Here is a 12,701-nt window from a genome sequence, read left to right on the forward strand (position 1 = left end):
ATCGGTCATTGGAACTCCTTGGTGGACTTGGTGAGCGGGACGACGGCGGGGGCGTGCTCACGGAGGAAGGTCTGGACGCGCTGCTGCTGGGCGGCGGCGCGGGCGGTGAGGTCGGACAGGGGCAGGGCCCCAGCCATGCGGTCGGCGGCCGCTTCCAGGGCGCGGACTTTGCCGGACTCGCGGAGATCGTCGAACACCACGTCGAGCAGGGGGCCGTGCAGGAGGAGGGGGCCGATGCGGCGGCCGTCGACGGTGAACTGGGCGTAGTGGTCGTAGCGGTCGAGGTTGGCGACGTGAGCGGGGCTGGGCCGGTCGCCCCATTCCTCGGTGATGGCGGAGACCGCGGCTCGGGAGCCGGTGGTGGTGGACAGGGTGGAGGCGTTCTGGAGCAGCGACTGGCGTACGGAGAGGGGGAGTCGAGCCAGGATCTGGGTCATGCCGTGGATGTGGACGCGGAACTTGCGTAGGTCTTCGAACATCGCGGCGATGGACTCGGCGGCGGTGCCGGTCAGGGTGATGAGCTCGTCCAGGTAGACCCGGAACGCGACGCGTTGGTGTTCGGGAAGGTCGGTGCGGGAGCGGCCGGCGCGCAGCAGGTCCCGGGCGAGCAGGGCGATGAGGAGTCTGTCGGTGGGGCCGTTGCCGTCCGTGCACACCCACACGATCATCTGAGCGTCCATGGCGGCTCGGATGTTGTAGACACCGTGGCCCTGGCCGAGGAAGGCCCGGGTGACGGGATTGGCGGCGAGCCGGGTGAGCGGGTTGAGGAGGACGTTGAAGGAGTCGGTAGGCAGGGTGGGGAAGACGCTCTGCCACCAGGCCCGCGACTCCTCGTCCAAGTGGTCGCGCGGGGCGCTAAGAGCGCTGGTACGGAAGTCGGCGTCGGTGAGCAGGGCGCGGACGTGGAAGATGGTGGCCTGGTCGTGGGGGCGCTGAGCCTTGCAGGCCAGTTCGTTGATCGCGGTCAGGACGGTGAGGGCCTGGGTGAAAATGGCGATCGCGCGGGGCGCGTTGGTGTCGTCCCAGGTGAACGCGGAGGCGAACGCGTCGACGGTGTCCTCGACGACTTCGTGCCGGGCCCGCCCGTGGTGCATGCCGATCAGATTCCAGGAGCTGATCAGTGAGTCGGGTCCGGTGGCTTTGAGGTCGATCCGTGCGATGCGGCTCATGATGTGGTCGTGGGCGAGGTAGGGGGCGCCGCGCTTCCAGGAGTCGCGGTGCGGGTCGACGAAGAGGAGTCCGCCGCCGGCGTGCGCGAGGGCGATCGCCTGGGCCAGGGCCCGTTCGGTCTTGCCGCCGCCCGCCTTGCCCACGGCGACCTCGAAGAGGGTCTCGGCTGCGTGGGTGGCCACCAGGCGGCGCCGTCCGTCCGGACTCTGGTACAAGCCCTGCAACAGCAGGGACGGATCGTCGAAGGCGAAGGACGGCAGGTCGGCGGGGAGCAGCGGGAGCCGGCAGTGGACGGTGGGCGGCTTCAGGAGACCGAGGAGCTCGGTCAGCTGGACCCAGTTGGCGCTGGGTGGCTGGCACTGCCCGGTGCTCCAGCGCTGGTCGAACCGTTTGCGGTGGGGGAAGCGGTCGGCACCCAGCCGCCACGGCCCGATCTGCCATCCTTTTATGGCGAACCGGGCCGAGCCGCCGAACACATCCATGGCGGCCTGGATCCGGGCGAGATGAGCCTCGGCGCGGCCCGTGGTGTCGGAGGCGCAGCGCACCAGGATCTGCACCCGCACCAGGTGGCTGTCCTCGGCGAGCTTGCCGAAGGCCTTGGCGGTATCCACCCGGACCGGCGGCGGCGTCATGACCATGCGTCCGCCCTCCCGGGACCGGCGGCCGTCCGGGGTGAGTATCTGGCTGAACTGGAACAGCCAGGAATCCTCCAGGCGCTGGTGATCCAGGTGCATCCAGCGGGTCAGACGCGTGGCCTCGCCCCGCTCGCTGCGCCGGGCGGCATCCAGCAGCTGCCACCGGCGCGCCTTGAGCACCATTTTGGGGGCACGCTGCAGGTCGATGCAGAGTTCGGCCAGGTCGCCGAGGTGGGCGCGCAGGTCGGCGACGGCGTCCACGAGCGGCTGCAGGGGGTCCGGGTCGAGCGGGACGTCGCGCAGGGTGGCGACCGGGTTGCCGCGCAGCATGAACTCCGCCCGCACTTCGTGCTTGCGCTGCTTGTCCGCCAGCGGGGCGGCCTTGGTCACCTTGACGTGCGGGCCGAACGGCGTGGTCGACAGCAGCCGTTCGGCACCGACCGGCCCCTCGACCCGGTACGTGAGGGGGCTGGCGCCGTCGGCGCGCAGCCGGATCCGCACGGCCTTGGCGCGCCGCGGTGCCCACCAGGGCATGGAGGTGGAGGCCCGGGTTAGCTCGATGCCGCGGCGCAGGATCTCCTCGGCGGAGGGGTCGAAGTGCCGTGCCGGGGCCAGGTCGAGAGCCATGCGCTCCTGGGAGACGCGCGCGGCCAGGCGGCGTACGACATGTTCGCCGGCCACCGCGGCGGTCACCAGGACCAGGAGCGGCAGCCAGGCATGATCGGTGATCCACTCGACGCAGCCGACAAGCTGATGGAGAGCGCCAAGGACGGGTCCCGCAGCAGTCGGCGTCGGTGTCGGCGGTGGGGTCAGGACAGCGGTATGGGCATCCATACGGTCGCTCCGTTCGGTGAGGGAGTGCGGGTGAAGGACAGGTCGGCCAGGCGTCCGTCGGTGTAGGTGCCGCCGCGGTCGGCGCCCGCCCACACCAGGTGCACCACCGCCCGGTTGGGGTGGGCGGGGTCGGTGCGGGCGATGGCGGCCTGGACGCGGATGCGGGTGAAAGCCGGCACCACCACACTCCGTTCGCCGGGCGGGAACAGGGCCGGGAACGCGTCGCGGCCCACGCCGCTCGCATCGGCTGCCAGGAGCTGGCGTCCGGTCGCCAGGAGCTGCTGCTCGTCGCCCTTGGGCAGGTCGCGGGGCCAGGACTGGTCCAGGAGTTGCTGGATGGCCGGATCACTGGCCGGGCCGTCGCCGCGTGGTGGGACGGCCGACAGCGCGGTGGTGCTCGGGGAGGGGGAGGCCGCGCGGGACGGGGCAGCGGAGGATGTGATGAGCGGGCCCGTGCGGTGTGACTCCGCTGGATGCCGGGGCGTCACGGTCGGCGAGGGCTGCGTGCGGGTGGCTGTCGTGACGGGGGCTGCTGGATGAGGAGAAGGCAGCAGCAGGGCCAGACCGCCGCAGGCCAGCAGTGCGGTGGACAGGGCGAGCGGCCAGACGGGACGCGGCTTGTGAGGCTGCGGGTGTGGGGAGTTCACAGCAGCCTGGTCCCTCCCGCGAATCCCGACATGGCATCGACGGCGTCCAGGCGTACCGAGGCTCCAGGGCGGGGGGCGTTGATCATCTGTCCGTTGCCCGCGTAGATCCCGACGTGGTAGATCGTCGAGTCCCGGCCCGGGGCATAGGCGTAGAACACCAAGTCCCCCGGCGCCAGCGCGCTCTGTCCCTGCGAGGCGGGGATGCGCCGGCCGGCTCCGGCCTGCTCGGCCGCGGTCCGCGGCAGCCGGACACCGGCTTTGGCGTACGCGTACAGGGTCAGTCCCGAGCAGTCGAAGCCGGTGATGCTGGCCCCGGACCTTCCGCTGGGCGAGCAGCAGATCCCCGTGGTGGGGCCCGACGCGTCACCGCCGCCCCAGGAGTAGGGGACGCCTCGTTGGGACAGGGCTTCATCGAGGACGGTGCGCGCATTCCCGGTCACGTGGCTCAGATCGGTGCTGCTCTTGGTGGCGGCCCGGTACTGGTGGATCCAGCCGAGGACCTCGTCCGCGTAGGTGCCGGAGTGGTTGTACTGCAAGATCGCCGAGCGGAGTTGGGCCGGATCTTTCAGGTCGCGTCCGTTGCCGCACAGGTAGACGGCGGCGCCGAGGGCGGCGTCGTCGGCGTTGTGCGGGTCCTTGACACCGTCGCCGTTGGCGTCGCGGCCCGCGCTGTCATCCCAGGTGGAGGGCAGGAACTGGAAGGGGCCGACGGCTCGTTCGCCCTGCGCGGTGCCGTCCCACCGTCCGTGGTCGCTGTCGGCGACCGCGGTGGTGTTGCCGCCGACCCCCGAGCCGTTGAGGAGCACGCCGTAGATGCGCGGGGTGATGTCGCCGTTGGCGGCGATGCTGTGCCCGGCCGCGTGGTTGGACTCGATCTTCGCGATGCCGGCGAGGACCGGCCAGTCCAGGCCCCGGCAGCCCGGTACTTCGTGCCCGATGAGGGATGCAGCTTTCTGGTAGGCCTGGAGCATTCGGGGCGGGATGTCGGCGCTGGTGCCGCCTCCTGGGTCGTTGCTGGTGGTGGGACGCGTGGCGGCGAGCGCGGCCAGCGCGTTGAGGGTCCCGGCGAGCGGGGCGGCGCAGCACACCGCGGTGAACAGCACGAGCGTGAGCAGCACAGCCCACTTGGCCCGCCGGGGGCGGGGCAGAGACGGCAGTCTCATCCGCCGTCACCTCCCGCGTCCGGGTCGCCGAAGCGGCGGCGCATCTCGTCCTGGACGCGGCGGCGCGCCTCGGGCGGATCCCCGGCCCCGAGCCGGTCGATGATCCGGCGCCGCATCGCTGCCGGATCCGGGGCGGCCCCGGGGGGCGGCGCGGTCGGCGGAGCCGGGGGCGCGGGGGGAGTGGGCGGCACGGAGGGCGGGGAGGGAAGGCCGCTGCGCGGGGTCGCCGAGCGCAGGCTCCGGCCGGTGAAGGGAGCGGGCGCGCCCCGGTCACTGGGTTCCTCGCGCAGCCGCTGGGCGGCGGTACTGCCGGCAGCCGCCCAGGCCCGGCCGTCCTCGCGGACGGTGTTGCCCCAGACCTTCACCTGCTGGCGGGCGTCCTGGGTGTAACGCGAGCCGTGTCCGCGGCCGCGCCGGATGCTCTCCGGCAGGCCCCAGCTGGAGCCGTACGCGATCCGTCCCGTGCGATGCAGGATCCGGTAGCCGCGCAGCCGCACGAGACGGTTGTGGGCCCGGGTGGACAGCAGGGTGCGGTCCTGGTGCTGGTCGTGCAGCAGGGTTCCCGACTCCCGATCGGCGATGGTTCCGTCCGGATCCCGGTAGCGGTCTGCGGGCCCCCGGCGACGCGTCCGGCCCCTTGCGCCCACCTCCCCTTCCGTATCCGCGCTGTCGACATCGCCGGTGGGCTTGCGCCACCGTTCTAGTGCTGTGTCGTCCGGACGGCGGCCCACCACCAGCCCCCAGGCACCGCGGGCGCCGAGCCGAAGCCCGGTGGCGGCCAGAGCGAGCGGCGCAAGGCCTCGGGAGGCCTCGGCCCCCGCGTCGGCCAGCAGCCGGCCGGAGTCGACGGGCATGCCCGTCCCGTCCACCAGCGAGGCCAGGGAAGCCATCAGACGGTGCCGGGTGCCGAGTTGGCCATAGGAACCCGACAGCGCCAGGGAGCGCAGCCCACCGATTCCGAACCCGGCTCCTCCGGTGGAGTGCACGGCCAGGGCGGCGCCGATCTCCGAGGTGTCGCCGGGCAGGTGCGTGCCGCCGACCTTCGCGTAGCGCATCCGGATGGCCAGACGCTGCCCGAAGGAGGAGATCCCCCGCATGAGGGTGCGGTGGAAGGCCAGTCCGGCGATGCCCAGGACGTCCAGGACCAGCAGGCGTTCGGCCGGCAGCTCGGGGCCGTCGGTGAAGATCACGTCCACGCCGATGCCGTAGAACGGCAGGAACATGCAGCACAGGAACATGACCGCGACCGACATGACGAAGACGGCGGCCCACTTCCACACCACCTGCCGGCTGGGGCCGGGCAGCATCCCCCACACGAAGGAGACGCCGCCGACCGCGGCCGCGCCGGCGTCAGCGGCCTGGGTGCCGAGCAGGACCACCGACGCGGACAACGGGATCGCACAGATCAGCAGCGACGCGATGAACAGCATCAAGGCGCCCGCGGTGCGCCAGCCGGTCGGTTTCGCCGCGTACTCGGCGCAGGCCTTGCCGACCGGCCCGCCCTGGTCCTTGAGGTCCTTGAGAAAGGCGGCGAACTGCTGGTCTTCCTCGGTGAGCACCGGCTGGGACGCCTGCAGCAGGGCATCGCCGGTGGTGAGTCCGGGCAATTGGTCGGCGTCGGGGCCCGTGACCTGCCCGGCGGCTCCCTGCTCGCAGTACTTCAGGGCCGGTCCCCGGAGTAGATTGCAGGCGTCCTTGTTCTTCTTGGGCTGGTTCTCGGGCTTGTAGCCGCCGGAGACCCATTTGAGGTGGAGGGCGTAGGCCTTCTTGTCGGCGTCCTTGGCGGGGTCCAGGACGCGGCCGTACTCCAGCAGCATGTAGCCCTTGACGACCAGGGCGTTGGTGAGGGAGTCCTGGATCGGGCGGGCCACCTCGGACGGCGAGAGCGGTTTGGCCCCTTCGATCTGGAGGCACTTGAGTTCGGCGCGGCCGGCCATGCCTTTGCACGGCCCCTGATCGCTGGCGATCTTCCCGCCCCAGTAGTGGGAGTTGACGGTGTCGCGGGCGACTTCGGCGGCGGCCTGCTCGGTCTGGGCGAGCGGCCCGTTCTGGGAGAGCAGGTAGTCGGGGCGGACGAACGCGGACGCGGCAAGCGCGCCGATCACCAGGGTCAGGGCGATCTCGCCCAGGCCTTTGCCTGCCTTGCCGCGCACGAACAGGATCAGCCCGAACACGAACGCCCAGGCCAGCAGCAGCCCCTTCAGGCCGAGACTGTCGACGACGGCGTGGTTGTAGGCGTCGGCAGCCTTCTGCGCCGGGTCGGCCAGCATCTTGAGCAGCGGGAACCTGAAGGCGAACTCGATCGCCCAGCACGCCAGGCCGACCACCAGTCGCAGCAGAGTGAACAGACCCGACATGACGAAGGCGTACGCGTTGGACTTGAAGGAGAAGACGCTGCCGCCCTCGGCCGACAGCTCGTAGCCGTCGATGGGCACGCCCTCGGAGCTGGTGATGTTGAGCGGGGAGAGCATGTCGCCGCTGGTCTCGGCGGCGTGTGCGACCTGGGCGTTGACGAGCAGGAACACCACGGTGATGACCACCGTGAAGCCGATGGCCCGCAGGCGGCCGCGATCCAGATGCCGCATCAGCGCCCCCGCCGGCCGCTGGAGCGCACCGCGTACACGAGGACCAGTCCGACGGCGGGTACCGCCAGCCGCCAGACATCTGCTGCGCCCGTCCCGTCCTGGCGTGCGCCGGAGGGAGCGGGGGCGTGGGTGCAGGAGTCCTTGGCCGGTCCGGTGATCAGGGCACATGGATCGGCGGGCGCCGGGGACGGGGTGGGGTGCGGGCTGTCCGCGAACGCGGAACCGATCTGGGGCCACCAGGCATCGGGGACGCCGACCGTGGCGAACATTGTGAGGACGGCGGCCAGGGCGGTCAGGACCGCGAGGGTGCCGACGGTCTGGGCCCGGCGCCGGGAACGGTCCCATTCGCTTGTAGTCATCCCACCTGCTCCTTCGCCGTGTTGGCCGCGGTGAGGTTGGCTGTGGCGGGGGTGGGGGGCTGGCCGGGGGTGGTGGTGATGCCGGACTGGATGCGGTGCAGGCGGGGGATGGCGACCTTGACGCGGCAGGTGTTCAGGCGTGGCGCGGTCAGCAGCATTTCGCCCTTGCGGCTCTTGTCGCGCAGGGGGGAGAGATCGGTGGTGACGATCCGCAGCAGCTCGGGATCGGTGCTGTCGAGTCCGATGAACTCCAGGCCACGGCGGGCGGTCTTGTGATCCTGGGTGCGGGCGAGCGCGCGGTAGGCGAACAGGCCGCGGTCCGGGCCGAGTTCCTTCTCGTCCTGGGCGCCGGCGAACAGCCCGCCGTTGTGCTTGCGGCCGTCGTGGAGGATCTCGCTGATCAGCGCGGTGCCCTCGGCGGAGCCGGTCAGCCACCACAACTCGTCCGCGACGATGGCGCAGAACCGGCTCGGGTCGGCGAACGCGGTCTGCCGGGCGAGCGCCGCGATCAGATACAGCACCGCCCGGCCGATCAATGCCTCCAGGGGCTGCTGGCGCAGCACCTCGGGGTGGGCGAAGGCCTCTTGAGGCGGCAGGGTGAGCCCGGCGGTGGTGATCACGATGAGGTCCGAGTCCAGGTCCTGCTCCAGGCGGACCGGCGGCAGCGTCGGGTCGAACACCATCTGGGCGAGCGGGTTGGAGGAGACGATCCGCATCAGGTCCACCAACGTGGCAGCGGCCTCCTGACGGGCTCCCGCACCACCGTCGGCCATCGTCTGGAGTTCGACCGTCACCTGGTGCATGGACGGGGCGGCACTCTGGGCGGCCTGTTCCACGGCCCGGTGCAGGACTCCGCCGGCCGCGGTCATCGGCCCGATGCCGAGCTGGAGGGTGAGGTAGCTGAGCGCGTAGTGCGTGCCCTGAGTGGTGCCGGGGAACATGCGCAGCGGGTCGATGGAGATCCCGGCTGCGGCGGCATCGATGATCTGGCAGCGGCCCGGGGCGGCGGTGCGGGCGAAGGTGGCCCATTCGCGCAGCGGGGTGCGGTCGATACAGATCGCCCGACCGCCCCGGTCCACCTCCGACTGGGTGAGCATCTTCAGCAGCACGCTCTTGCCGCCGCCGGGGTCCCCGGTGACGGCGAAGGACGCGGAGGCATCCGCCTTGGGGGCATCCGCGACGTTCAGCAGGACCGGCCGGGTGGTGCCGGTGTCCTGGTCGAACCCGAGCAGCATCCCGTCCGGGTCGCCCGCTTCGGTGAGCGTCAGGGCGCCGCTCATCGCCCAGTCCTCGGAGACCTGGTGCTGGACGAACTCGCGGACCGTGTGCGGCCGCACAGTGCCGGGCAGACCGAGCGTGAAGAGGGCTTCTTGCAGGCCGGCCGGGCGCACCGCCCGGTAGTCCGCCCCGGCCAGCAGCGCGGTCAGCGCCCGGGCGCGGGCGTCGCAGTCGGCCGCACGGGCCGCCCATACGCTGAGCACGGTGACCGACTGCACCTCGACCTCGACGGAGGTCCGCGACAGGCGGGCATCGAGCTCGCCGAGATCCCGGGCGGCCTCCACCAGAGTGGAGGGCATGCCGGTGGGACGGGCGTCGTACTGGTCGGCCTGGTCGACGAGCTCGTTCTTCTTCCGCTGCACCTGGGCCTTGGCCTTCTCGGCCGGCACCAGGGTCAGGTCCACGACGTAGTCGACGGGAAACGCCAGCCCCTCCAGCTGAGAGAAGAGATCGGCTGCGTCGGCGCCGACCGCTGGAGGGCACTCGGCCAGCGCCAGGTGCGCCTGGTATCCGCAGCCGTCCTCCGTCTCCACCTGCAGCCAGCGCCGCAGCAGCGGGGAGGACGTGCCGCGCCGCCACCAGGGCCCGCGCCGCCCACCACCGGCATCCCGGTCGTCGTCCTCGTCGTCGACGGCGGCGTTCTCGACCTCCTCGATGCCGCCTTCCAGCAGGCGGACTTGACCGAGATCGGCGTAACTCGGCGAGCGCAGCTCACCCTCCTGCACACGGCCGCCGTACAGGGCGCTGGACTCCGCCTCGGCCAGCAAAGGCTCCGCCAGACCGCGGCGCAGCGCGTGCTGGAGCATCCACACCACCTCGGCCGGGCGGGCCGGACGGAACGCCACCGCACCCGCCAGCTGCGCCTCGACCTGTTCGGCCTGGCGCCGGTAGGCGCTCACCTCGCGGCGGGTGACGGGGGCCGGGGCCAGACCGAGTTGAGAAGACAGATCCGCCCACACCGCCCCGACGCCGGCCGACCACGTGAGCACGCCCTTCTCGGTGTTCAGCGGCACCGCCAGCCACAGCGTGCGGCGGTGCATCTCCTGGCCTGCCAGCAGGTCCAGCGCGGCCTCGGCGGTCTCCGCCCAGGGATGCTGGCCCATCTGGCGGGCCGCGCTGCCCGCCTTCGGGTCGACCCCCTCCAGCATCCGCAGCGCGACCTCGCCCGCATCGACCTGGGCGCACAGCCCGTACAGCCGCGGCGCCCCGGACAGCGAGCGCACCAAGTGCGCGGCCTTGGACAGCAGTTCTTCGCGCACCTGCGTCGGCACGTAGGTCCCCTGGACCGTCTCGGCGAGTGCTCCCTGAGCGTCGGGTCCGGGGTGAAGGCGGTAGATGGCCCACACCCCGCCCTGGGCCGACCACAGCAGATGCCCGGCGAGATGACGGATCGGCACCCTCACAACGAACTCCCCTGCTTCTGGCGCGCTGCGGCCTGGGCCATCAGGCGCTGTGCCGGTGAAGCCACCCGCAGGCGCGTCACCTCCGGACGGCGAGTGGCCGACCGCGGCTGCGGCCGCCGTCCCCGAGGCTTCGCCGGCCTCTGTGACCGGCGCGCTGGCCGCTCCGGGCGTCCCCTCGCGGGCCCAGTCGGCCGGGTCCGCGCAACCGGCACGGCCTTCAGGTCGGCCAGGTCCTCGATGACGAAGCCGCCGCGCAGCGGACGCGGTGCGCGATCCCGCGCCGGGTGGCCGCCGATGCGTCCGGCGGCTGGCTGCGTCAGCAGAGTCAGCCAGCCGACCGCCGCCGGAAGCGGCGCCCGCCCGGCGAACTTCGGACGGCGCACCACCCAGATCGCCACCACCCACCCGGCCAGCGGGAGCGGCCCCAGCCAGGACCACCACGTCACCGTCTCGACCAGCAGCAGCCCGCCGCCGGCCGCGACCGCGATCTGCGCGGGCGTGTACGGGCCGAGCGGAATCTTGAAATCTGCGACCTTCCCCAGCACCCACGGGTGGCGGCGGGCCGCCGTATAGAAGCGCCCCACGCGGGGAGCAGCGCTCGTACTCACAGCCCGCCCCCCGTCCCCGAGGACGTCGCATCCAGCGGACGCACGGGCACCACCACGGCAGGGGCCGACTTCTTGGTGGGGTTATTGACCTGGTCCTTGAAGATCCCCGCGAGATCGTCGCGGGCCTCGTAGAGCCCCAGCGCGATCGCCATCAGCAGCAGCGCCCCGATGCCCGCCTTGATGGAGAACCGCCGCACCATCTCGACGACGACGATCACGATCAGGGCGGCCTTCAGCCCCCGGGTGCCCCACGTGGTGAACATGTCGATCCACGAGTTGCCGAGGTCATCGAGCTTCCCGGCCAGCACCACAGAGTGCACCGTGTTCACGACCGGCCACCCCCGCCCGCGATCGAAGCGGTGGCGAAGGCGGAGACTTCCCAGCGGCCGGCCCGCGCGGTGAGCGTCAACTCGTAGGCCAGCGGCCACGCCCCGGCCTTGTCCTGGGCCTTGATCTGGACCCGCACCCGGGCCGTGGTGCCGTCCGCCGGAACCGTCTCGGCGGCCGCCGCCTCCTCGATGGCGCTCGCCTGCTCGACCTGGAGGTCGGTGTACGACGTCCCGGACAGGGCAGCGAGCTTCACCCCCGGAGCCAGATAGCGGTCCACCTCGCCGAGCCCGGTGAGATAGGTGCGCAGGAACTCGGCGACCGTGGAGGCAAGGGCGCCCTTCGCCGGCAGATTCACCCCGTACGCCGACTCCGGCGCCTTCGCCGACGCGGGGCCGGCCACCTGACCGGGCGCCCCCGTGACCGTGAACGAGCCCCCCGACGCGTCGGCCACGACAGGCACCGCGAAGTAGCGCACCGAGAAGTCGGCATACTGCGCAGCCACCGTCACCGACCACTGCCCGCCCTCGTGCTGCGCACTGCGCACCGCCACTGCGCGCTCCAGCACCGACTGCGCACCCGCCGGCTGCGGCAGCGCAATGGACGGCGCCATTGCCTGGGCGAGCCGCGCCTGCGCACTGCTCTCATCCGAAGCGGCACTGCGCAGCCAGGCCGCCAGGAACAGTTCGGCATACCCGGACGGGTCGGCGGCCGCCGCAGTGCGCACCGTGCTGGTCGACGGCGCCGGGGCCGTCGCCGCCGTCGCTGCCGGCGACGGCATGGCCGCCACGGCCAGGGCGAGGGGCCCGCACGCGAGCGCGGCCCACACCCCCCAGCGGCCGAGCCGGACCTGACGGCGCATCCGGGTAAGGCTCACCCCCGCAGCCATCGGCGGCGCCTCGCCGCCCGAAGACCCAGTCGCAGGAGACATGTGAAACTCCCAGGTAGAAGCGATGTGTTGCTACCTGGACGAAACCCGTCAGCCCCGACCGATTCGCCGACCGATCAGCCCCCTCCACGATCACGAAGCGGCCACAAAACCGTGGAGGGGGTGGCGGAGGGACCCCTCCACCGCCCCCTCCACGGCGGCTCTCGGGTCGGTGGTCGCGCGGTGGGCCGCAACTGTGCGGTGCCGGGGGCACCTCGGCGGTGCGCACTGCCTCGGGCGCCGGACGGTGCGCACGCAGGCGGGCCAGGTGAGCTGAAGCCGACTACACATGGCGAGCGGAGCCAACGGCACCGTGCGCAGCCATCCCCTCGGGGGAGGGAGCCGGGCCGGATTGGTTGCGCACTGCGCAGGGTGGTCCGGCGGGCCGACGGTGGCCAACACACCACGCCCCTCACCGCATGACTGCGCACCGACCGTGTAGACCTCGCAGTTCGTGGGGGTGTTCATGAGCGGCGGAACGGTTGCCAAGGAGATAGTTCCCCGGCGGTGAGGCGATCGCTGCCCGCCCGGCGCGGCTGCTCGGTTCGCGCCGGTCGGTGAGCTCGACCTGGCCGGGGAGGGTTTCTCGGGCTGGACGAGTTCGGTGAGCTCTACGTGATCGAGGCGCGGGTGGCTACCTTCGGTCGTCTGCCCCAAGCCTTGGAGAACTTGGCGTTGGGGTTCATGCCGGTCACGGTCGTCGATTGACACCGCGGCGCTCGCCTAGGAGGCGGTCTCAACTGGCTTGATCACTAACCTGTCGG

9 protein-coding genes are annotated in these 12,701 nt (G+C 72.0%); all 9 read right to left on the reverse strand.

Annotated features, from left to right (window positions below; translation table 11 throughout):
- Positions 1 to 5: 5 nt before the first annotated feature.
- The 9 genes from ACSHXC_RS40275 to ACSHXC_RS40315 are packed head-to-tail and all read right to left on the reverse strand — an operon-like array spanning position 6 to position 11,871.
- Positions 6 to 2,639 (reverse strand): ATP/GTP-binding protein, encoded by a 2,634-nt coding sequence (locus ACSHXC_RS40275; protein ID WP_438296292.1) that lies wholly within the window; start codon positions 2,637 to 2,639, stop codon positions 6 to 8.
- On the reverse strand, positions 2,615 to 3,286 hold the full coding sequence (locus ACSHXC_RS40280; protein WP_438296293.1) for a hypothetical protein: 672 nt from the start codon (positions 3,284 to 3,286) through the stop codon (positions 2,615 to 2,617). The genes ACSHXC_RS40275 and ACSHXC_RS40280 overlap by 25 nt, the downstream gene beginning before the upstream one ends.
- Positions 3,283 to 4,449, reverse strand: a complete 1,167-nt coding sequence (locus ACSHXC_RS40285) for an NlpC/P60 family protein (protein ID WP_438296294.1) — start codon at positions 4,447 to 4,449, stop codon at positions 3,283 to 3,285. The genes ACSHXC_RS40280 and ACSHXC_RS40285 overlap by 4 nt, the downstream gene beginning before the upstream one ends.
- Complete coding sequence (locus tag ACSHXC_RS40290; protein WP_438296296.1) at positions 4,446 to 7,034, reverse strand: hypothetical protein; 2,589 nt, start codon at positions 7,032 to 7,034, stop codon at positions 4,446 to 4,448. Before ACSHXC_RS40290 ends, ACSHXC_RS40285 begins: the two co-directional genes overlap by 4 nt.
- Positions 7,034 to 7,393 carry a hypothetical protein gene (locus ACSHXC_RS40295; RefSeq protein ID WP_438296297.1) on the reverse strand — a complete coding sequence of 120 codons (360 nt, stop codon included), beginning with the start codon at positions 7,391 to 7,393 and terminating at the stop codon, positions 7,034 to 7,036. The genes ACSHXC_RS40290 and ACSHXC_RS40295 overlap by 1 nt, the downstream gene beginning before the upstream one ends.
- Positions 7,390 to 10,074 (reverse strand): ATP-binding protein, encoded by a 2,685-nt coding sequence (locus ACSHXC_RS40300; RefSeq protein WP_438296299.1) that lies wholly within the window; start codon positions 10,072 to 10,074, stop codon positions 7,390 to 7,392. The genes ACSHXC_RS40295 and ACSHXC_RS40300 overlap by 4 nt, the downstream gene beginning before the upstream one ends.
- Positions 10,071 to 10,682, reverse strand: a complete 612-nt coding sequence (locus tag ACSHXC_RS40305) for a hypothetical protein (RefSeq protein ID WP_438296300.1) — start codon at positions 10,680 to 10,682, stop codon at positions 10,071 to 10,073. Before ACSHXC_RS40305 ends, ACSHXC_RS40300 begins: the two co-directional genes overlap by 4 nt.
- Positions 10,679 to 11,011, reverse strand: coding sequence for a hypothetical protein (locus ACSHXC_RS40310; RefSeq protein WP_438296301.1), 333 nt, complete (start codon positions 11,009 to 11,011; stop codon positions 10,679 to 10,681). The genes ACSHXC_RS40305 and ACSHXC_RS40310 overlap by 4 nt, the downstream gene beginning before the upstream one ends.
- Positions 11,008 to 11,871: a conjugal transfer protein gene (locus ACSHXC_RS40315; RefSeq protein WP_438296303.1), complete on the reverse strand. Its 864-nt coding sequence runs from the start codon at positions 11,869 to 11,871 to the stop codon at positions 11,008 to 11,010. Before ACSHXC_RS40315 ends, ACSHXC_RS40310 begins: the two co-directional genes overlap by 4 nt.
- Positions 11,872 to 12,701: the final 830 nt, after the last annotated feature.

The organism is Streptomyces sp. HUAS TT7, from assembly GCF_051550175.1.
Taxonomy (GTDB): domain Bacteria; phylum Actinomycetota; class Actinomycetes; order Streptomycetales; family Streptomycetaceae; genus Streptomyces.

What these genes read in the sequence shown, in the direction of transcription:
- ACSHXC_RS40275 (WP_438296292.1), bottom strand. Translation starts at nt 2,639, where the DNA reads ATGGATGCCCATACCGCTGTCCTGACCCCACCGCCGACACCGACGCCG.
- ACSHXC_RS40285 (WP_438296294.1), bottom strand. Translation starts at nt 4,449, where the DNA reads ATGAGACTGCCGTCTCTGCCCCGCCCCCGGCGGGCCAAGTGGGCTGTG.
- ACSHXC_RS40290 (WP_438296296.1), bottom strand. Translation starts at nt 7,034, where the DNA reads ATGCGGCATCTGGATCGCGGCCGCCTGCGGGCCATCGGCTTCACGGTG.
- ACSHXC_RS40295 (WP_438296297.1), bottom strand. Translation starts at nt 7,393, where the DNA reads ATGACTACAAGCGAATGGGACCGTTCCCGGCGCCGGGCCCAGACCGTC.
- ACSHXC_RS40315 (WP_438296303.1), bottom strand. Translation starts at nt 11,871, where the DNA reads ATGCGCCGTCAGGTCCGGCTCGGCCGCTGGGGGGTGTGGGCCGCGCTC.